The 25,872-nt window shown below is 45.5% G+C and carries 28 protein-coding genes and 1 pseudogene; all 29 read right to left on the reverse strand.

The window, feature by feature from the left end; genetic code table 11:
* Positions 1–3: 3 nt before the first annotated feature.
* A complete protein-coding gene (locus BLV00_RS09935; RefSeq protein WP_093044831.1) occupies positions 4–1,251 on the reverse strand; it encodes an NADH-quinone oxidoreductase subunit C in 1,248 nt (415 codons plus the stop codon).
* Positions 1,248–1,766, reverse strand: a complete 519-nt coding sequence (locus BLV00_RS09940) for a NuoB/complex I 20 kDa subunit family protein (protein WP_028784097.1) — start codon at positions 1,764–1,766, stop codon at positions 1,248–1,250. The genes BLV00_RS09935 and BLV00_RS09940 overlap by 4 nt, the downstream gene beginning before the upstream one ends.
* Positions 1,757–2,131, reverse strand: coding sequence for an NADH-quinone oxidoreductase subunit A (locus BLV00_RS09945; protein ID WP_093044832.1), 375 nt, complete (start codon positions 2,129–2,131; stop codon positions 1,757–1,759). The genes BLV00_RS09940 and BLV00_RS09945 overlap by 10 nt, the downstream gene beginning before the upstream one ends.
* 652 nt (positions 2,132–2,783) lie before the next feature.
* A complete protein-coding gene (locus tag BLV00_RS09950) occupies positions 2,784–3,188 on the reverse strand; it encodes a F0F1 ATP synthase subunit epsilon (RefSeq protein WP_143030711.1) in 405 nt (134 codons plus the stop codon).
* A 97-nt stretch (positions 3,189–3,285) separates the two neighbouring features.
* Positions 3,286–4,698 carry a F0F1 ATP synthase subunit beta gene (atpD, locus tag BLV00_RS09955; RefSeq protein ID WP_093044833.1) on the reverse strand — a complete coding sequence of 471 codons (1,413 nt, stop codon included), beginning with the start codon at positions 4,696–4,698 and terminating at the stop codon, positions 3,286–3,288.
* Between the two features lie 42 nt (positions 4,699–4,740).
* On the reverse strand, positions 4,741–5,604 hold the full coding sequence (locus BLV00_RS09960) for a F0F1 ATP synthase subunit gamma (protein ID WP_093044834.1): 864 nt from the start codon (positions 5,602–5,604) through the stop codon (positions 4,741–4,743).
* Between the two features lie 39 nt (positions 5,605–5,643).
* A complete protein-coding gene (gene atpA, locus BLV00_RS09965) occupies positions 5,644–7,152 on the reverse strand; it encodes a F0F1 ATP synthase subunit alpha (RefSeq protein WP_093044835.1) in 1,509 nt (502 codons plus the stop codon).
* A 15-nt stretch (positions 7,153–7,167) separates the two neighbouring features.
* The gene (locus tag BLV00_RS09970; protein WP_093044836.1) at positions 7,168–7,716 is read right to left on the reverse strand and encodes a F0F1 ATP synthase subunit delta; all 549 of its coding nucleotides are present in this window, start codon (positions 7,714–7,716) and stop codon (positions 7,168–7,170) included.
* Positions 7,713–8,237, reverse strand: coding sequence for a F0F1 ATP synthase subunit B (gene atpF / locus BLV00_RS09975; protein ID WP_093044837.1), 525 nt, complete (start codon positions 8,235–8,237; stop codon positions 7,713–7,715). Before atpF ends, BLV00_RS09970 begins: the two co-directional genes overlap by 4 nt.
* Positions 8,238–8,427: 190 nt before the next feature.
* Complete coding sequence (gene atpE, locus BLV00_RS09980; protein WP_093044838.1) at positions 8,428–8,640, reverse strand: F0F1 ATP synthase subunit C; 213 nt, start codon at positions 8,638–8,640, stop codon at positions 8,428–8,430.
* A 51-nt stretch (positions 8,641–8,691) separates the two neighbouring features.
* Positions 8,692–9,414, reverse strand: a complete 723-nt coding sequence (atpB, locus tag BLV00_RS09985; protein ID WP_093044839.1) for a F0F1 ATP synthase subunit A — start codon at positions 9,412–9,414, stop codon at positions 8,692–8,694.
* Positions 9,415–9,436: 22 nt separating this feature from the next.
* A complete protein-coding gene (locus tag BLV00_RS09990) occupies positions 9,437–9,805 on the reverse strand; it encodes an ATP synthase subunit I (RefSeq protein ID WP_093044840.1) in 369 nt (122 codons plus the stop codon).
* A gap of 1 nt (position 9,806) precedes the next feature.
* Positions 9,807–10,043 (reverse strand): AtpZ/AtpI family protein, encoded by a 237-nt coding sequence (locus BLV00_RS09995; protein ID WP_245728934.1) that lies wholly within the window; start codon positions 10,041–10,043, stop codon positions 9,807–9,809.
* A gap of 235 nt (positions 10,044–10,278) precedes the next feature.
* Complete coding sequence (locus BLV00_RS10000; protein WP_245728935.1) at positions 10,279–12,462, reverse strand: S8 family serine peptidase; 2,184 nt, start codon at positions 12,460–12,462, stop codon at positions 10,279–10,281.
* Positions 12,463–13,323: 861 nt separating this feature from the next.
* On the reverse strand, positions 13,324–14,469 hold the full coding sequence (gene wecB / locus BLV00_RS10005) for a non-hydrolyzing UDP-N-acetylglucosamine 2-epimerase (protein ID WP_093044842.1): 1,146 nt from the start codon (positions 14,467–14,469) through the stop codon (positions 13,324–13,326).
* A gap of 25 nt (positions 14,470–14,494) precedes the next feature.
* Positions 14,495–15,127, reverse strand: a complete 633-nt coding sequence (upp, locus tag BLV00_RS10010) for a uracil phosphoribosyltransferase (RefSeq protein WP_093044843.1) — start codon at positions 15,125–15,127, stop codon at positions 14,495–14,497.
* 182 nt (positions 15,128–15,309) lie between these two features.
* Entirely contained in the window at positions 15,310–16,545 is a 1,236-nt protein-coding gene (locus tag BLV00_RS10015) for a serine hydroxymethyltransferase (protein WP_093044844.1), read from the reverse strand.
* Positions 16,546–16,580: 35 nt separating this feature from the next.
* Entirely contained in the window at positions 16,581–17,150 is a 570-nt protein-coding gene (locus tag BLV00_RS10020) for a TIGR01440 family protein (protein WP_093044845.1), read from the reverse strand.
* Positions 17,151–17,238: 88 nt separating this feature from the next.
* Entirely contained in the window at positions 17,239–17,679 is a 441-nt protein-coding gene (gene rpiB / locus BLV00_RS10025; RefSeq protein ID WP_093044846.1) for a ribose 5-phosphate isomerase B, read from the reverse strand.
* A gap of 382 nt (positions 17,680–18,061) precedes the next feature.
* Positions 18,062–18,382 (reverse strand): annotated as a pseudogene (locus tag BLV00_RS22760) (low molecular weight protein arginine phosphatase); the annotation flags it as partial.
* Positions 18,383–18,447: 65 nt separating this feature from the next.
* Positions 18,448–18,996, reverse strand: a complete 549-nt coding sequence (locus BLV00_RS10035; protein WP_093044848.1) for a manganese efflux pump MntP — start codon at positions 18,994–18,996, stop codon at positions 18,448–18,450.
* A 62-nt stretch (positions 18,997–19,058) separates the two neighbouring features.
* Entirely contained in the window at positions 19,059–20,096 is a 1,038-nt protein-coding gene (locus BLV00_RS10040) for an L-threonylcarbamoyladenylate synthase (RefSeq protein ID WP_093044976.1), read from the reverse strand.
* Between the two features lie 213 nt (positions 20,097–20,309).
* Positions 20,310–20,720: a hypothetical protein gene (locus BLV00_RS10045; protein WP_093044849.1), complete on the reverse strand. Its 411-nt coding sequence runs from the start codon at positions 20,718–20,720 to the stop codon at positions 20,310–20,312.
* A 57-nt stretch (positions 20,721–20,777) separates the two neighbouring features.
* Positions 20,778–21,395, reverse strand: coding sequence for a stage II sporulation protein R (gene spoIIR / locus BLV00_RS10050; protein ID WP_093044850.1), 618 nt, complete (start codon positions 21,393–21,395; stop codon positions 20,778–20,780).
* Between the two features lie 659 nt (positions 21,396–22,054).
* Positions 22,055–22,945 carry a peptide chain release factor N(5)-glutamine methyltransferase gene (gene prmC, locus BLV00_RS10055; protein WP_093044977.1) on the reverse strand — a complete coding sequence of 297 codons (891 nt, stop codon included), beginning with the start codon at positions 22,943–22,945 and terminating at the stop codon, positions 22,055–22,057.
* Position 22,946: 1 nt separating this feature from the next.
* Positions 22,947–24,017, reverse strand: coding sequence for a peptide chain release factor 1 (prfA, locus tag BLV00_RS10060; protein ID WP_093044851.1), 1,071 nt, complete (start codon positions 24,015–24,017; stop codon positions 22,947–22,949).
* Between the two features lie 125 nt (positions 24,018–24,142).
* A complete protein-coding gene (locus BLV00_RS10065) occupies positions 24,143–24,538 on the reverse strand; it encodes a YhcN/YlaJ family sporulation lipoprotein (RefSeq protein ID WP_093044852.1) in 396 nt (131 codons plus the stop codon).
* A 171-nt stretch (positions 24,539–24,709) separates the two neighbouring features.
* The gene (locus BLV00_RS10070) at positions 24,710–25,324 is read right to left on the reverse strand and encodes a thymidine kinase (RefSeq protein WP_093044853.1); all 615 of its coding nucleotides are present in this window, start codon (positions 25,322–25,324) and stop codon (positions 24,710–24,712) included.
* Positions 25,325–25,594: 270 nt separating this feature from the next.
* Complete coding sequence (locus BLV00_RS10075; RefSeq protein ID WP_028784124.1) at positions 25,595–25,840, reverse strand: type B 50S ribosomal protein L31; 246 nt, start codon at positions 25,838–25,840, stop codon at positions 25,595–25,597.
* Positions 25,841–25,872: the final 32 nt, after the last annotated feature.

Raw genomic sequence — 25,872 nt, forward strand, 5'->3', positions numbered from 1 at the left:
TGCCTACACCTCCACATCATGGGGCTCGTAATCTTTTCTCATCGGGTGACCTACCCAATCCTCCCCAAGCAGGATACGTTTCAAGTCAGGATGGTTGAGAAACTTGATTCCAAATAAATCGTATGCCTCGCACTCCGGCCAATTAGCACCTTTCCAAAGGTCAGCCACCGACTCGATTTCCGGTTGATCGCGATCGATTTTCACCTTGAGAGCCACCGATTGCTTATTCCGGAAAGAGAAAAGATGCACATAGACCTCCATGTGTGTTTCAAAGTCTGTGCCATGCAATTCAGATAGGTAATCAAACCCGAGCTGGTCATTGAATTTTAAAAACTGGGCTATTTTATAGTAAGTGTCCCTTTTTGCTACCAATGTCGGTACGTGTTTGGAAAGCCGATTGATGTAGGCATCCTCGAATACATCTTCACCAACGTGCTCTTTGATTACTTTTACGTACTTATCTAGTACCGGTTGGTTAGGGGAAGGCTTCTCTTCTTCCTTCGGTTGCTCTTTTTTCTTGCCACCAGCTTTTTTCTTTGCCTTTGCAGCAGCTGCTGCTTTCGCTTTAGCTGCTGCCACGGCTTTCGCTTTTTCATCTTCGCCAGCTGGTTCTTTAGCATCGTCAGCTGATTCCTCGCGCTTTTTCTTGGCTGCGGCGGCTGCTTTTGCTTTAGCAGCTGCAGCAGCCTTGGCTTTGGCTGCAGCTTTCGCTTTGTCCTCATCAGCGCTATCGTCAGAATCCGATTCTGCTTGCTTTCGTTTTTGTCTGGCAAGTGCAGCGGCTTTTGCTTTGGCGGCTGCCGCTGCTTTTTTCTTGGCTAATTCATCATCTGCAGAAGCCTGGTCTTCTGAATCCGATGCTTCCTCCTGCTTGCGCTTTTGTTTGGCTAGTGCTGCCGCTTTCGCTTTTGCTGCAGCTGCTGCTTTTTTCTTGGCTAATTCATCATCTGCAGAAGCCTGGTCTTCTGAATCCGATGCTTCCTCCTGCTTGCGCTTTTGTTTAGCTAGTGCTGCCGCTTTTGCTTTGGCGGCTGCCGCTGCTTTTTTCTTGGCAAGATCGGTATCTTCTCCAGATTCCTTCTTGTTAGGATCCTGTTGTGACAATATCTTTTCTTCCTGGGACTCTTTTGCTTTATTTTCTAAGACAGCTTTGTCCTCTGCTTCCTTCTCTTTCTTCTTTCTAAGAGCTTCTGCCTTGGCTTTTGCTGCGGCGGCCGCTTTCTTTTTTTCTAAGTCTTTTTCGTCACTCATTGACTTGTCACCCGCTTTCCGGTCTTGGCTTCATAGCGGATTTTCTCTTGCAGTTTGTTGATTCCATAAATAAGCGCAGCTGGATTCGGAGGGCATCCCGGGATATAGACATCGACTGGGACGATTTGGTCGACTCCTTTCACAACTGCATAGGATTTGATATATGGGCCTCCAGCTGTAGCGCAGGATCCCATGGCAATTACATATTTAGGTTCTGGCATTTGGTCATACAAGCGTCGTAATACCGGTGCCATTTTTTTGGTCACCGTTCCGGAAACGATCATGACATCAGAGTGACGGGGAGAGGTTCTGAAAAAAGAACCGAATCTGTCGAGATCGTAATGGGAGGATCCGACACCCATCATTTCAATCGCACAGCAAGCTAGCCCGAAGGTCATTGGCCAGAGTGAGTTACTTCTCGCCCAAGCCTTCACTTGTTCTAAAGTCGTCAAAAAAACATTGCGCTCCATTTCTGCCTTTTCTTGCGGGGATACATTTTCTAAGTTTAAATCCATCGTAGCACCTTCTTTTTCCAAGCATAGATCAAACCGATCAAAAGCATGGCGACAAATATAAGCATCTCAATCAACGCGAAAATACCAAGCTCTTCATAGGCGACTGCCCAGGGATACAAGAAAATGGTCTCCACATCGAAAATGACAAACATTAAAGCAAAGATATAATAACGGGCATTGAACTGGACACGTGCATCCTGGAATGGTTCGATCCCACTTTCATAGGTGGTGCGTTTCTGTTCCGTAGGCTTATTAGGACGGAGCAGCCTTCCAAGTGATAATGCCACAATTGGCAGCAAGATGCCGAGTGCAAGAAAGATTACAACTACTAAATAACTGTTTTGATATGTAAATAAATCCGTCATTTCCCCTCCCCCTTCGAACGTACAAAATTTTGAAGATTAGCAATATTGTAATCGCTATCATTATAGCAAATCCTGTATATAGTGTCGATATGAGGCAGCAGATAATATCCAGTATTTACTATCTTTACGTATTTGTTTTCTTTCCATCTATAATGTAAAACAAATACTGTGATCCTGCCATGACAAACGTGGTTGCCAGCAAATCTTTTTTACTTTATAATGTTTGTTTAAGTTTTATGAGTTGTCCTATGAAATCATGAATCATTCTTTTGTTATAAAACACGCAAAGCGGGATTCTTCCTCTAAAATTTAAAAACTCCCCATCTGTATTTGATACAGATAGAGAGGCTGAAATTTATTCTTCCTATCAATTATTCCTGAAAGTTGTCGGATTGTCACAAAAAATATAGCAGTAAAAGTAGAAAATCTTTTCAGAACAAACGTATGGATGAGCAAAAAAATTATAGTGCTTTAAAAAGTGCGTGATGAGAAAGCGTACTTTTTTAACGCCAGGTTACACATTTATCCCAGGAGCTCAACTCGCCTATCATTCATCGCTTTCACACATCTCTCCTGCAAACTCTTACACTTACTCCCGCCATATTTATAAAAAATATAAAAAACTGCTTTCCTTTAGGAAAGCAGTCAACTATTAAAAGTTATTTTCAAATACATCTAAACGGTTGATAGCACGTCTTAGTGCCATTTCAGCCCGTTTGAAATCAACATCTTCCTGCTTCGTTTGCAGACGGCGTTCGGCACGCTCCTTCGCCTTGCGGGCACGCTCCACATCAATCTCAGAAGGTTTTTCTGCTGATTGCGCCAGAATCGTCACTTTTTCAGGACGAACCTCTAAAAAGCCACCGTTGACAGCGATACGCTCGGAGCTTCCTTCTTTTTTCAGACGGACAGCACTGATCGTCAAAGGAGCGACCATCGGAATATGACCTGGAAGTACCCCAAGTTCCCCACTTTCCGCCTTACAGCTCACCATTTCAAATGCATCTTCCAAAACCGGGCCATCAGGAGTGACAACACTCACCGTTAGTGTCTTCATGATTACCCCTCCTTGGGCTGGACTCACCCTAAATGGATAGGCAGGCTAGAGGTACAATTCCCTGTCGCCCGCCATTCTCTATCAGGCAAGAAAATTCTTATTGCATCTGCTTCGCTTTTTCAACGACATCTTCGATACGTCCGACCAGGCGGAAAGCATCCTCTGGAAGGTCATCGTACTTGCCATCCAGGATTTCTCTGAAGCCTTTGACTGTCTCCTGAACAGGTACATAAGAACCTTTTTGGCCAGTGAACTGTTCGGCAACGTGGAAATTCTGGGATAAGAAGAACTGGATACGACGAGCGCGGCCAACGACCTGCTTATCTTCATCAGATAGTTCATCCATACCAAGAATCGCGATAATATCCTGAAGTTCTTTATAACGCTGTAGTGTACGCTGTACTTCACGAGCCACATCATAGTGTTCCTGCCCAACGATTTCAGGGTCAAGGGCACGGGAAGTGGACGCTAGTGGATCCACCGCTGGGTAGATACCTTGCTCGGAAAGCTTACGCTCCAGGTTAGTAGTGGCATCCAAGTGGGCGAATGTAGTCGCTGGCGCCGGGTCTGTATAGTCATCGGCTGGGACGTAGATCGCCTGGATGGATGTTACGGAACCTTTATCTGTAGATGTGATACGCTCTTGCAACTGCCCCATCTCCGTTGCCAGTGTCGGCTGGTAACCAACAGCAGATGGCATACGGCCAAGCAAGGCAGATACTTCCAGACCACCCTGAGTGAAACGGAAAATGTTATCGATGAAGAACAATACGTCCTGTCCTTGCTCATCACGGAAATATTCGGCCATTGTAAGACCCGTTAATGCCACACGCATACGCGCTCCAGGCGGTTCGTTCATCTGACCGAATACCATAGCGGTACGGGAAATAACTCCGGAGTCCTTCATTTCGAAGTACAAGTCATTTCCTTCACGAGTACGCTCACCAACACCGGCGAATACGGAAATACCGCCGTGCTCCTGGGCGATGTTGTTGATCAATTCCTGAATCAGTACCGTTTTACCAACACCGGCACCACCAAACAAACCGATCTTACCACCTTTAACATAAGGTGCTAGCAAGTCGACGACTTTGATTCCTGTTTCAAGAATTTCTGTTTCTGTAGCCAGGTTTTCAAATTGCGGAGCCTGGCGGTGAATCGGATCACGACGTACGTCAGATGCTAATGGTTCATCAAGATCGATGTTATCTCCTAGTACGTTGAAAACACGACCAAGTGTTACTTCACCGACTGGCACAGAAATCGGGCCGCCTTTATCATTTACTTCCATCCCACGCTGGACACCTTCTGTTGATGCCATGGCAACGGTACGGACTGCGTTGTCCCCCAGGTGAAGGGCAACTTCCAATGTAAGGTCGACGTTTACTTCATTTTCGTTTTGCGCGGGTGAATACACGTGCAAAGCGTTATTTATTTCAGGGAGTTGTCCGTCTTCGAAAGAAACATCGACAACCGGTCCCATGACTTGCATTACGCGTCCTTTACTCATCGATTTCCCTCCTAACTAACTATTCGAGTCCAGGAAAGCATGCTATTCAAGAGCAGCTGCTCCACCGACAATTTCGGTGATTTCCTGGGTGATGGCTGCTTGACGGGCCCGGTTGTATTTGAGTGAAAGATCACCAATAAGATCATCGGCATTATCTGTAGCACTCTTCATAGCGGTCATACGGGCAGCATGTTCACTTGCTTTACCGTCGAGCAAGGCACCATAAATCAAACTCTCAGCATATTGAGGCAGCAAGTTCTCCAGAATTACTTCCTGGTCCGGCTCGTATTCATAGGAGCTCGTCGTTGCTTTTACCCCTTGGTTCAATTCAGTCAGCGGCAGCAATTTCTTCTCCGTCACTTCTTGAGAAATTGCACTGACATAGTGGTTGTAATAAAGATAAAGCTCATCAATCACTTCATCCGTAAACAGTTGGACAGTTTCTGCTGCGATATCTTTGATATCAGCAAAATCCGGCTGGTCAGCAATCGCTACAATTTCTTTATCTACCGGCATATTCCGTTTCCGGAAAAAGTCACGGCCGATTTTCCCGACAGTGATTACCGTATACTCATCTGCCGAATTGTGGCGTTTTTGTATTGTCTGATAAACGTTACGGAGAATACTGCTGTTGTAAGCACCGGCCAGTCCTCTGTCGGAAGTGATTACAAGATATCCAGTCCGTTTGACCTCCCGTGACTTAAGCATCGGATGGTCAGCGTCACCGCCACCTGTAGCGATACTTGCCACGACTTCCTGGATTTTCTCACTATATGGTACGAACGCTCTGGCATTTTCTTCTGCACGATTCAATTTCGCTGCAGATACCATTTCCATCGCCTTCGTAATTTGTTTCGTCTTTTTCGTGGAATCTATCCGGCCTTTAATATCTCTAAGGGATGCCACGCTACTTCACCACCCTTTCTAACAAAGGTTGCGTTCCAATCATTCCGAAACGACGAACGTCTTCTTGAACGCTTCGACCGCTTCTTTCATATCGTCTTCATCTGCAAGCTTACCGGTCTCACGGATTTGCTTAAGAAGTTCTTTGCGGTTGTTATCCATCCAGTTATGGAACTCTTCTTCAAAACGTGTCACATCGTCAACAGGAATATCATCTAAGTATCCCTTGGTCAAACCGAAGATGATCATGACCTGCTTCTCAACCGCAAGCGGTTTATGAAGCCCCTGCTTCAGTACTTCAACCGTACGTGCACCACGATTCAGTTTAGCCTGGGTAGCTTTATCCAGGTCAGAGCCGAACTGGGCGAATGCTTCCAATTCACGATAAGATGCAAGGTCCAAACGAAGTGTACCTGCTACCTTTTTCATCGCTTTGATTTGGGCAGAACCACCGACACGTGATACGGATAGACCTGCGTTGATCGCTGGGCGCACACCTGAGAAGAACAAATCAGACTGCAAGAAGATCTGTCCATCTGTGATGGAAATAACGTTTGTCGGGATATATGCAGAGATATCACCTGCTTGTGTTTCTACGAACGGAAGGGCTGTCAGTGAGCCTCCGCCTTTTGCATCACTGAGCTTCGCTGCACGTTCCAGCAGACGAGAGTGAAGGTAGAAGACGTCCCCCGGGAATGCTTCACGGCCTGGCGGGCGGCGTAGCAATAGGGAAAGTTCACGATAGGCAGCAGCCTGTTTAGACAGGTCATCATAAACAACCAATACATGCTTGCCGTTATGCATGAATTCTTCACCCATAGATACCCCGGCATAAGGCGCCAGGTATAGAAGTGGAGCCGGCTGGGATGCACTTGCGGTTACGACGATTGTATAATCCAATGCCCCATGACGGCGTAGCGTTTCAACTGTTCCACGGACTGTGGATTCTTTTTGACCGATGGCTACATAGATACAGATCATATCCTGATCAGCCTGGTTCAAGATCGTATCGATTGCCACAGTCGTTTTACCAGTCTGACGGTCACCGATGATCAATTCACGCTGCCCACGTCCAATTGGTACAAGTGCGTCGATGGCTTTGATACCAGTCTGAAGTGGTTCGTCAACGGATTTACGATCCATTACTCCTGGTGCAGGTGATTCGATCGGGCGTGTTTTAGAAGTCTCGATCGGACCCATGCCATCTACCGCCTGACCAAGTGGGTTCACAACACGACCTAATAATTCTTCTCCTACAGGCACTTGCATAATGCGGCCTGTACGACGGACTTCATCGCCCTCTTTAATATCAGTGAATGGTCCCAAAATGACAAGACCGACGTTGTTTTCTTCCAGGTTCTGGGCTAGACCCATAACACCGTTAGAGAACTCAACAAGTTCACCGGACATGACGTTATCAAGTCCGTGAGCACGTGCAATACCATCACCGACCTCGATGACCGTACCTACATCGTTGACTTCAATATCAGATTCATAACTTTCAATTTGCTGCTTAATCAGTGAACTGATTTCTTCAGCTTTGATGCTCATGCCATTTCACCCCTATCATCTATTGTTTCCAGATACCAATTTCCGTTCGATGCGCTCAAGCTTCCCACTGATAGAACCATCATAGATACGGTTTCCTATACGGATTTTAATACCGCCGAGGATAGAACGATCGATGATGTTCGTTACTTTCAGGGTGTTCTTTCCAATCTTTTTGGCAAAAACCTGTGAAATCTGGAGCTTTTCATCTTCGGACAATTCTCGCACAGAATATACTTTCGCTTCCGCTATTCCTTTCGCATCATTCACTTTTACGATAAAATGATCGATCATGAAAGGGATAATATCTTCACGATGCCGATCTAAAAGCAGCATCAACGTGTTGAGGACTGTAGAGGAATAACCTGCAAAGCCTGTCGCGATGATTTGCTTTTTCTTATCGAGTGAAACGCGTGGATGCTTAAGGAAAGTCATCATTTCTTTATTCGTAGCCCAAACTTCGCGGATTGCGCGAAGTTCTTCTTCTATCTGATCAAGCTGGTTCTTTTCTTTACCGAGTTGAAAAAGAGCATTGGCATAGCGTCTTGATACCACAGATTCACTCATCGCTCTTCTCCTACTTCTTTGATGTAGTCATTGATCAATTGCTGCTGGTCCTGCTCAGACAATTCCTTCTCGATTACCTTGCTGGCAACCAGTACAGACAAGGAAGCAACTTGGTCTTTCAAGGCCTGGACCGCTTTTTCTTTTTCCTGCTCGATCTCTTGACGAGCAGCAAGCTTCATGCGCTCTGCCTCTTCACGTGCCGATTCCATAATCGCACGTTCTTGCTGTCCTGCTGTTTTCTTAGCATCATCAATAATCGCTTGTGCTTCTTGTCTTGTCTTTTTCAACTCTTCGGAAGCTTCACGCTGCATACGCGCTGCTTCTTCACGACTTTTTTCAGCTGTATCTATTTCATTGGCAATATGTTCTTCACGTTCTTTCATGATGTTCATGAGCGGTCCCCATGCGAATTTCGCGAGGAGTGCTAAAAGAACAAGGAAGAAGAACAATTGAGCCAACATATCTCCTATCATGAGGCCGCCTTCAGCGCCGACCATCAACCACCCAGTATATGCTTGCACAGTGTCCACTCCTTTCCACAACGTTACCGTAATAGGCTCTACATGAGAAAAAAACGGCTTCGGCAAACTGCCGTCAGTCGAATCTTCTTATTTTGAACATGTACAAAATCGTTTATCAACTATGTTACAAGGTACAAAGCAATGGCGAAGACCTGCTTAGATGCCCTTCGCCATCACTGAATCTACTATATTAACCACCCATTACGATAAATGCGATAACAACAGCGATGATCGGAATCGCCTCAACCAACGCTACCCCGATGAACATTGTAGTTTGAAGTGCACCGCGCAATTCTGGCTGACGCGCAATTCCTTCCACTGTACGACTTACGATCAAACCGTTACCAATACCAGCACCAAGTGCCGCCAAACCTACTGCGATTGCAGCTGCTAAAAGACCCATAATGAAAATCCTCCTCTTATTTGTGAAAAAATTATTTTTTTGAAACTTATATTAATGGTCGGTGCTAACCTTGTGAGATAGATAGACCATTGTCAACATGGTGAAAATAAATGCCTGGATGAAACCGATGAATGTACTGAACCCTTGCCATGCCAGCATAGGGATGGCCGCTCCGAAGAATCCTCCGAAGCCGGAAGCTGCAGTTGCAGCTAACATCGTCAACAGTACCTCACCTGCAAAAATGTTTCCGTATAGTCGCAAACCGAGAGTCAATGTGTTGGCAAACTCTTCAATAATCTTAAATGGTAGTAAAAATGGTAACGGACGGACGAATTGCTTCCCGTACTCTTTCACCCCATTAAGTTTAATCCCATAATAGTGGCTCAATACGACGACCATCGTCGCAAGCGTCAATGTGATGCCGGCATCTGATGTCGGTGACTTCCACCATAAATCATTTCCGACAACTACCATCAATATGACCCCGAGCATGTTCGCTACAAATATGTAGGTGAATAGCGTCAGTCCAAGCGGTAAAAACCGTTTCCCGGTACGCCAATCCATATTCGAGCCAATAATACCTTTGACAAAATCAATCAACCACTCAATGAAATTCTGATAACCCGTAGGCTTCCGCTGCATGTTGCGTGTTGCTGCTAAGCCGATGATGAAAACAATCAGCGATGCAATAAACATCATCAACACGTTGGATAAGTTAAAATCCAACCACGAAATCCCAAAAGCATCATTCCAAATCGGTGCTCCGTGATCCAACCTGTTCACCTCTCTTCTAATGCTAGTCTCTGGTTCTAAAAAATAAAAATTCTATCATAATGACAATATAGGCTGTCATTAAACCCAATACAACTGCGATCAAATGGAAGTATTCTTCAAACTGAAGGGCGATCAACACAGCTAGTCCCCCAGCCATCAATCGCGAAAAAGTGCCAATACCTCTCACTGATTTCTGTTGGGCGGTAGCTTCACCGAACTTGTCCACTTTCCGCTGCATTAACCAGAGATTGTAAAAACTGAGTGAACTTCCAAGAAGAAGTCCGAGGAATATACTGGTATACGGGGTCAATCCCCATCCCAGTATAAATAAAGCCAGAAGATAGAACATCCATTTCCGTTGACGGGTGATCATTTGCTGATAAGCTTCCATGCTATTCGTCTCCCGTATATTCTCGTACTAAATGAATCGTTCCGTATGTACCTGCTCCCACTCCCAAAAATATACCCATGATCAAGAAGAGTGGCTGCACAGCAAACTGTTCATCAAGCCACTTGCCAAGAAAAGCCCCTGCAAGTGGACCTCCTGCCAGCTGTGAAACGATAGCACTCGTCAGCGCCATTGCTCGTAATGGATTTTTCGGTACTTTCAAACCCACCGCTCCCATCATATTTCCGGGATGGAAAAACACTGTAGAACAAGGTTATGAAAACCTTATCATTCCACACTAAGTAAGCATACAATAGGGGTATTTGGTTGTCAATGAGTTTGTGAGCAAAAATACATAAGAATTGACAATTTTCTACAGGTTTTACCTGCCTCTAAAATACCCTCCTAACATTATATAAGATTTTTCAATTTTGAAAAGAGACACCATAAAAAAAAGAGCTTGTAAAGCCCCTTTTTTATGGAAATTCATTTATATCAATTGGTACGCCATAACTATAATGTCTGCTCTCATTCTGAATGGTAATGACCGCAATATAACGCCCTTTCTCGCCAAGATCTCTTCTTGCCAACTTCCCTTCCACTACCCCTTTCTGCTGATTGGTAAGTTCAAACAGCTTTCTTTCATATACCAGTGTATCAGGATTATAAAGGTCTACCTTGACCTTCTCTGCGTCTTCAGGCAGATAGAATTGGTATTCATAAGTTGTGGAATCAAAAGTAGAAGTTGCAATTTCAAAGCCCATCGCACGGGGATAATCGCTTGTTTCCATCATGAATAGATAGGGTAGATCAAACGTTTGATCAGGCGTACCCATGCGGATCCAGCCTTGATGCAACCCTTTCTCCAAAAAGGCAGGCGTCACGTGGAGACCGATTTCGACCCGTTTCGATTGATTCGGTGCCAACGTAAACGCTTTTGGGAGTTCCCATCTTAAGCCTTGTTTTTTCTTTGGAAGGGAAAAATGAACTTTTTGTGAACTTTTTTCATTGTTCTTTATTTTTACCATAATTTTCTTTTTTGGAAAACTATTATTGAATCTTCCAAAATTTAACTGAGACGGATTGAACTGGAGTGCCGGCTGGACTGCTGCCTCGACATTCACTTTCCCCATTCCCTGCTCCGTCGGTGCATAGAGATGGCCGTCTTTGTCTTTCAATGGGGTTGCTGTCGAAAGCATCGCTGTTTTAATATCCTTCGGTGTCCAGTCGGGATGCGCTTCTTTAATCAGGGCTGCTACTCCTGCAATATGAGGAGAAGCCATACTGGTCCCTTGAAGTTCCTGGTATCCCCCAGGTACCGTACTGTTGATTGCCACTCCGGGAGCGAGTATGTCTGGCTTGATTGTCCAATTGGCGGTTACCGGTCCTCGGGAGCTGAATGGAGCCAACGAATCGACGATATCGATATATTCCGTTTCCAGCCACTCCGAGTTACCTGATTTGCTCTTTTGCTTCAACCATTCGCCATCTTCTTTAGAAACCGCTACTACCGGAATACCGATAGAACCATCATCGATCGTTCCCTGAAACTCTCCGACTTCATTATTATAAACAATCAGGGCAATGGCGCCGCTCTTTTCGGCTAATTCAGCTTTTTCCGTAAACGGGATCTTCCCACGCTTCATGATGACGATCTTCCCTCTTGCGTTTTTTAAAGGCTTGTCCCCCACTCCCCCATACATGAGCTGATACCGTTTATCCAGTTTCCACTTATTCGAACCCATCATCGGGATAAGCGGAATCGCTTTTCCAGCAAATCTATCGGTCAATACAGGTATTTTGACAGGCGGTGTAGAAGCTCCGACAGTAATAGCCTTCGCGGCGGTAGCCGGTGAACCCACGGTCCAGTCATCCGGCCCCGTATTGCCTGCCGCTACCACTACAATCGTTCCAAGAGCTGCCGCTTTATCTACCGCAACACTTGTCGGCCAATCCGGTCCATTGACATCGTTTCCCAGCGAAAGATTAATGATGTCCATATCATCTTTTACTGCTTCTTCAATGGCAGCTATGACATGTACGGAAGTTCCGAATCCACCAGGTCCAAGCGCCCGGTACCCGTAAATCTCGGCATCCGGAGCAATTCCTTTCATTTTCCCATTAGCAGCTATAACACCGGCGACATGCGTGCCATGTATGGTCGGGTTTTCTTCTAATGTTTCCATCGGGTCGTCATCAAAATCAAAGACATCAAAGCCGCCCTTATAATTACCGGAGAGATCCGGATGAGTATAGTCGATCCCTGTATCGATGACGCCTACTTTCACCCCTTTTCCGGTAAAAGGAATATTTCGTTGTTCGTGTTTACCCTGAAGGAGAAAAGGGACAGATTGATTCATGTTATCATTTGAGGTTGTCCGGTAAGTTTGCACCGGGTGTTGATTGACTATCGCTTCTATTTTGCTTAGTTTCGTAAGGTGTTCCAGCTTCCCTTTAATAGCTATGCCGTTAAAAACAGTGTCATAGACAGTCATTACTTCCAGGCGAGGAAGATCACGCTCGATTTCCCTTTTTATAAGATGAGGATCACCATCCACTTCAATGATTCGGGTTACTTCTTCTTCATCCTCCTGTTGATCGAATGCAGCCAGCATGGTCAGAGAAAAGCAAAGCAGTATTAATAGGAAGAAATATCGCAAATTAGTCGCTCCCCTTTCGTTGCTTCTATTATTTGAAGAAACGAGAGAGCTATACTGAGGAGTTTTTATGGTGGAGAGGAGCGGTTGCGAAAAGATTTGAGATATTAGCCAATCTTACGGTATTTTTTCCATAATATATTTGCCAATTTTCTGTTTTATTGGCCATTTCTATAGGCTCTGTCAAAACACATTACTGATATTACAGTTAATGCTCCCTTTTGCTGAAGACTCAGTTTCGAGACTTTAGTTGCAATGATGGTGGCTGGGAAAACGGATCGCTTTCCGTGGGCATGTGGTGAGCTTCCTCAGGCTTCGCCTTGCGGGATCTCACCGATCAGGTTCATCCCACAGGACTTTGAATAAACATCTAGAATACACACCGCACGAAGGAAATGCGTAGCATTTCCGAGGAGTCTCACCGTTTTTCCAGCCACCATATGGTTGTAAGAATCTCGAAACTTCTGTTATGAATGGCATACTTTTGAAGCAATAAGAACGGATCAATCTGGCATTGTAATAGTATTCTCCTAACAATTTAGGGTAAGTAAATTTAAGAGCGATTTCGATAATCTTATGTGGTAAGGGGCGTGGGGGAAGGTTGAGACTCCTGCGGGAAAGGATAGACTGGCAAGACCCCACAGAGCTTTAGCTCGAGGAGGCTTGCCGGCTTCCCCGCGGAAAGCGAATCCTTCCCCAACGCCCCTAGACATTACCAAACATCTCGAAATCAAGTCTTCGACTTTTCGACCCTATTGTTGAATAAAGCTCTTTGGAAAATCAACAACAACGTTTAACAGAGCCTTTCTACAAAAAGAGCCCTGCTCTCCTCATAAATGAGGCCTGCAGGGCTCTAGCTGTATTTTATAATGTAAATGGATCCGGTTTATCTTCCCGTTGTTTGAAGAAATAGCGGATCGCTTCAGCAATACGGCTGGAAGCCTGTCCATCTCCATATGGATTGGAAGCTTTAGCCATCGCTTCATGCGCCTGGTCGTCAGACAGCAATTCATTGGCAAGTTCAAAGATGTGCTCTTCTTCTGTTCCTGCCAATTTCAGCGTCCCAGCTTCAATTCCTTCCGGCCGTTCTGTTGTATCGCGAAGTACTAATACCGGGACACCAAGGGAAGGAGCTTCTTCTTGAACACCGCCTGAATCGGTCAAGATCAAGTGAGCGCGTGAGGCGAAATTGTGAAAATCAATCACACCAAGTGGGTCGATCAATTGAATTCTGTCATCATTCCCTAAGATGCGTTCAGCGGTTTCTTGGACTACAGGGTTCAAATGAACAGGATAGACCACCTGGACATCGTCATGGGTTTCGACTAATCGCTTGATAGCACGGAACATCTGCTCCATGTTATTGCCAAGATTCTCACGACGGTGAGCTGTCATCAACACAAGGCGGCGATCGCCAAGATTGTCAATCACTTCATTGGAATAGTTATCGTCTACGGTCGTTTTCAAAGCATCAATTGCCGTATTTCCTGTTACAAAGATTTGCTCTCCCGGCTTATTTTCAGCCAGCAGGTTGTCCCGTGATTTATTGGTTGGGGCAAAATTAAGATCAGCTATGACACCAGTCAGCTGACGGTTCATTTCTTCCGGGAATGGCGAATACTTATTCCACGTCCTTAGCCCTGCCTCGACGTGGCCGACAGGAATCTGGTTATAATAAGCAGCCAATGAAGCAGCAAATGTCGTGGTAGTATCTCCATGGACCAATACCATATCAGGCTTGGTCTCTTTCATTACTTCATCCAGACCTTCCATAGCCCGCGATGTTATCTGCGTCAATGTCTGGCGTTGTTTCATGATATCCAGATCATAATCTGGAGTGATGTCGAAAATCTCCAGCACCTGGTCAAGCATTTCCCGATGCTGTGCCGTAACCGTAACAATCGGTTCAAATTGGTCTGTGCGTTTTTTTAATTCAAGAACCAGCGGAGCCATCTTGATAGCTTCCGGCCGGGTTCCAAAAATTGTCATAACTTTAATCGGATTGGTCATAGCTGACACCTCTATTTCTTCATGGTTATTTCGTTCCGAACAAGCGGTCGCCTGCATCTCCAAGACCAGGAACGATATAGCCTTTCTCGTTCAACTTTTCATCTAATGCCGCTAAGTAAATATCAACATCAGGATGTGCTTCCTGCACGGCCTCCACACCTTCTGGCGCTGCAACGATACACATCAAGCGGATTTGGCGGGCATCACGATTTTTCAAGGAATCGATGGCCGCATTCGCTGATCCCCCGGTCGCAAGCATCGGGTCAAGTACGATCAATTCACGTTCTTCGATATCGCTAGGGAGCTTCACATAGTATTCAACAGGCTTTAATGTTTCTGGGTCACGGTACAAACCAACATGTCCTACCTTGGCAGCCGGGATCAATTGCAGCATCCCATCTACCATTCCAAGACCTGCGCGCAGGATAGGAACAAGACCGATTTTCTTCCCACTCAACGCTTTTGCTTTCGCCCCGGAAATAACAGGCGTATCTATTTCCACTTCTTCGAGCGGAAGGTCACGCGTAATTTCAAAGGCCATCAAAGCAGCCACTTCATCTACAAGCTCACGGAAATCCTTCGTGCCTGTGCTCTCTTTCCGTATGTATGTCAACTTATGCTGGATTAACGGGTGATCCAATACGTACACTTTTCCCATTGCCGATCCACTCCTTTTATAATTTTTAATGAACTAATGACAGGAATATTAAATTTTGCATCCTTCAAATTGTACATAATTATAGCTGTAACTGCAAGGCAAATCCGAAAGCATAAACGGACGTCCCCTCCCCCTTTGACACACAAAAGTCCCGCTGCCATAAATGGAGCGGGACTTCTTTATTATTGATAAAGCGGGAATTGGCTTGTCAAACGAAGCACACGGTCTGCCGCTTCTTTCAACTTGGCTTCATCTTCGTGATTTTTCAAAGTGAAAGCAATGATTTCTGCGATTTCGTCCATTTCTTTTTCCCCGAAGCCACGGGACGTGACAGCAGCAGTACCGATTCGTACCCCACTGGTTACAAATGGGCTTTCAGGATCAAATGGAATGGTATTTTTATTGGTAGTTACCCCAATATCATCCAGTGCTTTTTCAGCCACTTTTCCTGTCAGATTGAGTGGGCGGACATCCATTAGCAGCAAGTGGTTGTCCGTACCACCGGAAACGATGCGGACGCCATGCTTCTGAAGGGATTCGGCGAGACGCTTGGCATTTTTGACGACTTGCTCGGAATAAGCGTTAAAATCTTCCTGCAATATTTCATAAAACGAAACAGCTTTAGCTGCAATCACATGCATCAATGGACCACCCTGCATGCCAGGGAATACGGTTTTATCGATCTTCTTTGCGAATTCCTCCTTGCAAAGAATCATGCCGCCACGCGGACCGCGCAATGTTTTATGCGTCGTGGTGGTAACAAAATGGGCATGAGGTACAGGGTTTGGATGATGACCTGTCGCAACCAATCCGGCAATGTGCGCCATATCTACAAGCAAATAGGCATCTACTTCATCCGCAATTTCACGGAATTTAGCGAAGTCAATCGTGCGGGAATAAGCGCTGGCTCCAGCTACTATCAATTTCGGTTTCAATTCTTTGGCACGTCCCAGCACAGCATCGTAGTCGATTTGTTCTGTTTCTTTATCGACACCATAATCTTCAAAATTGTAGAGTTTACCGCTGAAATTCACACCACTTCCATGGGTCAAGTGCCCACCGTGGTTCAAGTTCATACCAAGCACAGTGTCGCCAGGTTCAAGAATGGTAAAATAAACCGCCATATTGGCCTGGGCACCGGAGTGTGGCTGTACGTTGGCATGGTCGGCACCGAAGATTTTCTTCGCGCGGTCGCGGGCCAGGTTCTCGACAACATCGACGTGTTCACAGCCGCCATAATAACGGCGTCCAGGGTAGCCTTCCGCATATTTATTCGTCAGCACAGAGCCCATCGCTTCCATGACTGCTTCAGAAACGAAGTTCTCCGATGCGATCAGTTCAATTTTTTCCTGCTGTCGCTTTCTTTCTGCTTCCATTGCCTCGAATACTTCCAGATCCCTTTGTTTGACTTGTTGCATGTTCAGTTCCCCTCTCTATTTCCATCAAAATTGATTTAATCACAATCTGCTTCCACTTGAGGTTTCTTATAAATAGCCCGTTCGCCGCCAATCAGACGTGGCCTTGTGCGCGCGGCTGTCAGGTGGGCTTCTCCGATTGATTTTTGATTGAAGCGGAGCGGCACTGCCACCCGTTTCAAATGCATGCCGATCATTGTATCACCGATATCGATCCCCGCTTCGGCTTTTATTTCATCAACTACGACTGGATCCTCCATATGGTTGAAGGCATAAGCAGCCATCGCTCCTCCAGCCTTCGGCACTGGAATCGCCGATACTTGCTCATAGCCGCGTTTTTCCATGGTCTTCCTTTCCATTACAAGTGCACGATTCAAATGTTCACAGCATTGGAAAACAAGTTCTATCCCTTCATTTTCCTTTAAATCCTGCAATTCTTCAAACAACACAGCAGCAATTTCTTCACTTCCGGAAGTGCCGATCCGCTCGCCAGCAATTTCACTGGTAGAGCATCCAATAACAAATTGTTCACCAGCTTTCAAATGACCGCTTGCAGACAACTCACTTACCAGATTCTGGAAATCTTTCCGGATGGATTCCTTACTCATGATGCCTGGACACCTCCATGAGGATTTTACTTGTAAAAAAGGAGAAGCGTATCCATAAGGCTTCTCCAACACTCTATTTTCTATTCTATTATTTATTTTCGTATTCGGCAATCTTTCCTACCCGATTTTCATGGCGACCGCCTTCATAATCCGTAGATACCCAGGTACGGACAATTTCCGCCGCAAGCCCAGGACCGATGACACGCTCTCCCATGCATAGTATATTAGAATTGTTATGTTCACGGGTCGCTTTTGCGCTGAACAAGTCATGAACAAGCGCCGCACGTACGCCTTTTACTTTGTTTGCGGAAATGGACATACCAATACCTGTACCGCAAATAAGGATACCTTTATCGAATTCTCCGCTTGCGACACGTTCAGCCGCTGGCAAAGCGTAATCTGGATAATCTACCGAACCCTCACAGTCACAGCCGATATCTTCATAAGGAATTTCCAGCTCATCTAACACAGCTGCTGCTTCTTTGCGTAAATTTGTTCCTCCATGGTCGGAGGCAAGGATAATTTTCATGCTGACACCACTCCTTCTTCTACTAACATGATTGTAACGTGTCAGCCACTTAAATGGAAGCGGTGAAATTTTACTTTCATTTGCCGTCCCGGTTCTCATCATCTATCTTTTTTAATAGGAACGTAATGTTTTTTTCTATTTCTTTCATCGTGTCCCTATAAATAGTCACATCTCCGCCGAAAGGATCGGTGATATCGAAACTTGGCAGTTCATTTTCCAGCTTATGAATTTCTTCCAAATCCTCTTTCAATGCTTCATATAATTTTTGCTGCAACGCGTCAGCCTCGTACTTATTGCGATTGTCATTGATGAACTGAACCCGTTTCTCTTCGATTTCCGTGTATGCTTGCTTCAGCTTTTCCCAATCGGCCGCAGCCTGGTCACCGGCCACATATTCTTTTAAGGTAAAATATTTACCCTGCCACTGATCATATTGCATAGCCAGTGACTGTTTATGTTGTTCACTCATTGTCAAAACAAGATCTGCCCAGTCCAGCAGTTCTGGCGTGACAGGTTGAGATTGATGATTGACTTCAATCCCTTCTTCTTCCAATACCTGGCGGGCACCACTTGAAATGGGAGCGCCTTTTCCCGCGAAAACACCCGCTGATTTTACGTTTGCGTTGCTGTTGTTCTTTTTCAGCAATGCTTCCGCCATTGGACTTCTGCATGTGTTGCCGGTACAGACGAAAAGTATGTTCATCCGGAACTCCTCCTTACTACGCCGTTTCTATTTTCCCATTTTACCATAGGAGGAGGTGAGACACATCAGAACAGCATGTTGAGTCCGATAGCACATAGGATACTTCCGCCTAATAGTTCGCTATACACCCCGAGCAGTCCTTTCGCTTTTCGACCGAGCATAAAACCTGTCCACGTCAAAACCATACTCATGACCCCGAATAGCAAGACGGCCATCAGAACACCCGCTCCTGACAACCCAAGGCTCAAACCAGCAGAAAAACTGTCGACGCTGACACTGAAGGCAAACAAAATCACTCCGATGCCGATCGGAGACTGGGGCTCTTTATCATCCCTGAAGGAGGAAAAGAACATATGGGCACCGATTCCAATCAATAGCATGCCACCAATTAACATGGTCATATGATTTAGTGGCGCAGATACTAACTGGCCGATTATTATTCCGATAAAAGGCATAATCACATGGAAAATGCCTACCAATAGTCCTAAGAAAAATATTCGTTTCAACCGCATCCGCTGCATTCCCATACCTAATGACACCGAAAATGCATCCAAACCGAGCGCAAACGCGAGAATTGATAAGGAAACGACTTCCCCAAGCCAAACGGACTCCATAGAAAAACCTCCCCGGACATGCTATCTCACTATATGCGGGGAGGTGCATCGATATGATTCCATTAAAATTGATTGAGCTTCTTGACAGCGGCCTTCTGCAGACGGTTCATGATAGCTTCTCCATACCCTTCCTCAGAAAAAGCTTCTCCAAGGATGATGTCGACATCTGCTTTTTTAAATTCACGGAGCGCGCTATACAAATGGACAGCGACTTCTTTCAGGTTATTGCGCGACCCACAGGCAATCACACGTCTTTGTGGTAATTGGTCAGCAAGTTCATTGCTGGCGATAATTCCGATCCGCTTCCCATCCCGCTCTAAATTACGGAGTTGGTCGATAAAAAATTCATCACTTCCATCCACAAGCCATAATGGTGCTTCTGGCGCATAATGGGTATATTTCATGCCTGGCGACTTCGGCTTCTCTTCCGTTGAAGCAAGTGCAGGGTCTACCATGACAGCTCCGATGGCATCCTCAATCTGCTGTCTTGTTATTCCGCCTGGACGTAAAATGACCGGCATGTCACTTGTACAATCCACCACCGTTGACTCCAATCCCACGCCGGTAGGGCCGCCATCAATCAAACCCGCAATCCGGCCATTCAAATCCTGATAGACATGGTCAGCTGTCGTCGGGCTCGGTCTACCGGAACGATTGGCGCTCGGAGCAGCGAGTGGGACCTCACTCGCTTTCAATAACGCAAGAGCTACCGGATGATCAGGAATTCGGACGGCAACTGTCGATAATCCAGCCGTTACATTTTTGGCACAAGTCCCGTTGCTTTCCAGGACAATGGTCAACGGTCCAGGCATGAATGAAGCCATCATTTTCTTTGCCGATTCCGGGATATCGGTAACTAGATTTTCCACCTGAGAAGACTCGGCTACGTGGACAATCAGCGGATTATCCGAAGGACGTCCTTTCGCTTCGAAAATACGATGGACTGCTTGCTCGCTTGTTGCATCTGCCCCCAGACCATATACCGTTTCTGTCGGAAACGCGACAACCTCCTGCTGCTGCAGGAGGTATGCCGCCTGATTTATTTCATCCATGTGTGCGTCAACGCGCATCGGATTGATCTTCCATACGTTCGTTTTCATAGTCATAACCACTAATGCTCCTTCACATATCTTCTATTTTTATTATGCGACGGGAGCGTTTCGGAAGCAAGTATCGGAGTTAAACACAAGTTATTAACAATTTATACACAGGTCACTGGTTACAAAATCCCGATATTTTACGTTTCACATTCACTTTTACACAACAACCCATCGTTATCCACAGCACTTACCCACAGAAGTGAATAACTTTAGTTAATTTACTTGGTAAACCCAGGCTTTCTCTGTGGATAACTCCTTGCTTGGGGGTAACTTCTCTGGTTCAGCGTGTTTAAATTCAAAATGCTGCAGTAATGCGTCCAGCTGTTCGGAATGGCTATTGACTACCACGGAGGAAATATTAGATTGATGGATATCCTCTAAAATCGTTTGAAAAATAACCAATAATAATTCCGGGGTGGCCTGGCTGAATAATGTCATTTGTTTCAATTGCACCACACTTTCCGCTACGGGATGCAACAGGTAGCTGCCCAGCAGCATTTGCCCTTCCTGGATTAAATAACCGTTTGTCAACATATCCTCCTGATTCCAGGCGACATTCGCTGGATAGTTATACTTATTTTTTAATAGTTTCCAATGTTTTTCTTCTAATTTAATAATTTCCATAACAAAAACACACTCCTTTTCTATCACTAATCTATGAAAAGAAGTGTGCTTGATATGCTAAGAAAATAGATTTTTTAGTGAATTCCAGACTTTCACCAGGAAAAAATCTACTTCAACTTCCTGGGAAGCCGGTTGTGCAGTCGTATCCTGGTCAGCTTCAGCAGCAGAGGCTGTCGTAGTACCATTCGCGAAGTCCAGGAAACATAATGGCGGGAACAACACGCACCACCAGTTGTCGCCTTTTCCTGCACCAAGCGTAATCAAAATCGCTTCATAGGTCCCTGCTGGATATATATAGTTCCCATATAATTTCGTAGGAAAATCCACCTGCTGGTCATACTCTACATGATACGCTTGATTGACGTTCGCGTTTTCCAACGTTTCGGCGACGATATTTTCTACTTCGCCAATTCTTCGTTCAATTAATTGACGAGCCGTCTCGATCGAGGTCAATTTTTCTACCCAGGTTGTGATTTCGGCATTCACCTTGTCACGCACTTCCCGTTTCAACTCCTGATCGTCTTCCCCATTGCTGTTAGCGAGAATCCGTAAACGGATCGCTTCATCAGGAATGACTTGGTAATCAGGTCCGGTTGATGCTGCTCCTGTCGTCGTAATTGGTGAAGCTACTATAATAATAGAAATAATCAATAAAGTTATCAGTGCTTTTTTCATTGTCCTACCCCTTTTCTGTAAATCTTATGTTCTCAAGTATGGGCAGGACATTTTGATTTTAAACTCTTAATCTATTATTTTTCTGTTAAACGTTTTTATAGATTCTTCATACATAACATATTCAACGATAGGACCAAAAAATCGAAGACTTTACTTCGAGATGTTTATCTGAATAACGGTCCGGCGGGGAACGACTCCCTTCCCGCGGGCATGCGTTGAACGTCCTCAGACTTCGTTCTCCGGGGGCTCACCTGTCATTTTCATCCCGCAGGACTTTTAATCTTCATCCTGACTGAACCCACACACGAAGGAAATGCGTAGCATTTTCGAGGAGTCTCGCCGTTCCCCACCGTACCTTGCCATAAAAGTTTCTTGAAATCGAGTTTTTTACGCCAACCATGTACACGATGGTAAAAATAACGTACAAATAACCATGGTAGCGGATCTTTTCAGAATAGCTCCCATTATAAGCAATAAGATGGTTTCGTTACTCCATACAAGGTAATGGGGATTTGGAAATGGCGAGACTCCTGCGGGAAAGGATAGACTGGCAAGACCCCACAGAGCTTTAGCTCGAAGAGGCTTGCCGTCCTCCCCGCGGAAAGCGAGCTATTTCCAAGATCCCATTCCGCCACCATCAAATGTGACGAAACCAAGGTTCAGTAATCGGGAGATTTAACAGAGGTTTTTGAATAGGCAAATACCATCCTTGGTTTGCCATTGATATCCGAACGCACCTCCGCGTGATAGCCGGGCAGCCCCGTTTCAATGATTTCCTTGACTGATTCTCCTTGTAGATGACCAATCTCACAAGCTATCAACATTGGAGTGAGATGATAACTTTTTATCTGGCTGACAATCGTATGGTACGCTGCCAGTCCTTCGGCATCAGCAAATAATGCCAGGTGCGGGTCGAACTGGACGACGGTATCGGAGAGTTCTTTCAGCTCGGCATGTGATATATACGGCGGATTAGATACGATGATATCGATTGCTTCTCCAGCGACTGGTGCAAGAAAGTCTCCTTGATAAAAATTCACTTTGGCACCAAGTTGATGCGCGTTATGGGTTGCTGTTCCCAATGCCTGTGAGGAAATGTCCGTCGCATATACATCCATGTGTTCCAATTCCAATGACAAGGTGCACGCGATCGCCCCACTTCCTGTGCCGAGATCGACAACCTTCAGGTACTCGGAAGTCAGTCCATTCTTCTCGATGAACCGTAAAACCCCCTCCACCAGTTCTTCTGTTTCTGGTCTTGGTACAAGGACATCGGCATTTACATCGAACCGACGGCCATAAAATTCCGCTTCCCCAATCAAGTGCTGCACGGGAATGCCAGTCTCCGTATGTTTATAAATATCCGCCACGAAGCTATCCTTTTTTTCATGAGGAAAAGGATCACGGCCATAAGCCATCAACTGTGTGTAGCTCATATTTAGATGGTGTTCAAGCAGCCAGTCGGCAACACCAGGTTCCCGCTGATGTTCTTTTAAAAAAAGAGAAGCCCACTGACGGGCTTCCTGAATAGTCGTAAATGATTGTTCCATGTTATTCACCAATCTGCTCCAATTTTTTCGTTTGCTCTTCGACGATCAATGCGTCAAGGATTTCTTCAAGCTTACCTTCCAGTATCTGATCGAGCTTCTGGATAGTCAAACCGATGCGGTGGTCGGTGACACGACTTTGCGGAAAATTGTAGGTGCGGATCCGTTCAGAGCGGTCTCCGGAACCAACAGCAGACTTACGATTCTCATCATACTCCGCTTGCGCTTCCTGTTGGAATTTATCATAGATGCGGGCACGAAGCACCTTCATCGCTTTTTCTTTGTTCTTGATCTGGGACTTTTCATCCTGACAAGATACAACCACCCCTGTCGGCTCATGTGTAAGTCGCACAGCAGACATGGTCGTGTTAACACTTTGCCCGCCAGGACCGCTTGATGCGAATGTATCGACACGAATATCTTTATCATGGATGTCTACTTCTACCTCTTCTGCTTCTGGAAGTACTGCTACGGTTGCCGTGGATGTGTGGATCCGGCCGCCTGATTCCGTTTCCGGTACACGCTGGACACGGTGAGCGCCGTTTTCATACTTCAACTTTGAGAATGCTCCCTGGCCATTGACCATGAAGATCACTTCTTTATAGCCACCGACATCATTTTGATGCGATTCAATGACCTCTATTTTCCACCCTTGCGTTTCCGCATAGCGGGTATACATCCGGAACAAGTCACCAGCAAATAAAGCAGCTTCATCACCGCCAGCCGCCCCGCGAACTTCCATGATGACGTTTTTATCATCATTCGGATCCTTCGGCAGCATCAGGAACTTCAACCGTTCTTCCAGGTCTTCTTTCTGAGTGCTCAGTTCATCGATCTCTTCTTTGACCATGTCTTGCATCTCATCATCCAGGTTATCCTTCAGCATCACTTTAGCGTCGTCCAATTGTGTGCTGACATCTTTGTATTCCCGGTATGCCTGAACGGTTTCTTCCAGATCAGACTGCTCTTTCGAATATTCTCGTAATTTATTCGGATCACTGATGACCTCAGGATCACTGAGGAGTTCATTCAATTTTTCATATCGATCTTCAAGGGATTGCAATCGTTCTAACATGTAGATCCACCTCTTTCTCTATAACAGTCTAATTATATTATAGAGACTTGGGAGTTACAAGATGACGGGTAAAAGTAAAAAAAGAAAGGCAGCTGTCCTCCAGCCACCCTGATCACCGAACCCCGTCATCGAACCCTTACTTTGATGTCATAGCGGGGAACCGCACGGTAAATCGCCTGCTCAATCTGCTGTTCCCAGTCCTGCCTGTCGCCATCCGATAAACGCTCATTATCGACATTGGCCGTCACACGTACGAGCGGCCCTTCTAAAATGACACGCTCCACTTCGACTCCCGGAACGCTTTCAGCAGCCGATTTGATTTTTTCACGATCCTGCTTTAAACCCCAGCTGTCGCCGACATTATTGATCATACGCGGGTTATCGATCTGATTGCCTTTTTCTTCAGGATTCTGGGTGTTCATCAAACCTTCACCTGCTCCTTGATCCTGTTCCCCTGCACCGCCGCATGCTGCGAGGAGAATCGCTGCAAATATCATTATAGCTGTCGCCTGGTATTTCATATTTTTCCACTCCTTGCGCTTTTTTCTTAGGATGTCCCGGATAGGAAAAAATATGAATGTCAGGTACATACATTTTCATCTGTGAAAAAGAAGATATATTTGCAGCTATCAATGATACAAGTAAAGGAGCACCGAAAAAAAACTGGCAAACGTTTTTCGGTGCTCCTTTATTTAAGTTGAAATCTGGGTTTTCAGCTGCGATTGCCTGGGCTTATTAGGCACGTCATGATGATGACGGCAACGCGGCTCGTAGGATTCTGAAGCCCCGACAAGAATGATCGGATCATCGTATGAGGCTGGTTTTCCGTCGATCAGCCGCTGGGTACGACTCGCTGGTGATCCACAAACCGGACAGATAGCGTTCAGCTTTGTCACCATTTCACTCAGTGCCATTAAGTCCGGCATGCAGCCAAACGGCACCCCGCGAAAGTCAGTATCCAGACCGGCGACGATGACGCGGATCCCTTTATCGGCAAGCTCCTCCACGACATCTACAACTTCCTCATCAAAAAACTGAACTTCATCTATTCCAACAATATCGATCGTATCGTCGACGGCTGCTAAAATATCCTTTGAGTGCTCCACAGGACGGGCGAGCACGGAAGTTCCATTATGGGATACAATCGCATCCTCCGAATATCGATTATCAATAAGCGGCTTAAACACCCGGACGGACAGATTACCATATGTAGCACGGCGTACACGACGTATCAATTCTTCGGACTTCCCACTGAACATACTCCCACAAATCACTTCTACCCAACCGCTTTGCTTCATCACATACACGTTGTTAGTCGCTCCCTTCCCGAATCTCCATCTATAACAGACATGGTAAAAAACAGAAGAAGGGGACTGCCGGTAGGACAGCGACAGTCCCCTTTTTGTATAAGAAAGACTCTGCTTATCGCCAGGCCCTTTTGGCCATAGCCTTCGTTTTTCTTATACTTTATTCCTTTAACACAGTTAAACTATCTTAAAGTGCAAAAAAACAGGCAAAGTTAGACAATTTGCCTGTTTTTCGCATAAATTCGCATATCCAAAATGGTATGACGAATATTACTTAATGTTGTATTTTTTCTTAAAGCGATCGACACGGCCGCCTTCTTTATCAGCTTTTTGCTTACCTGTGTAGAACGGGTGAGAAGCTGAGCTGATCTCCACGCGGATCAATGGGTACGTGTTGCCATCTTCCCATTCGATAGTTTCATCAGATCCCTGTGTGGAACCACTTAGAAACTTGTAATCAGAACTTGTGTCTAGAAATACGACTTTGCGGTATTCTGGATGAATGCCGTTTTTCATGTTCTTCCACTCCTTTTTGCCCTGAGTCCTTT

Source organism: Thalassobacillus cyri, assembly GCF_900107755.1.
GTDB classification, from domain to species: Bacteria; Bacillota; Bacilli; order Bacillales; family Halobacillaceae; genus Thalassobacillus; species Thalassobacillus cyri.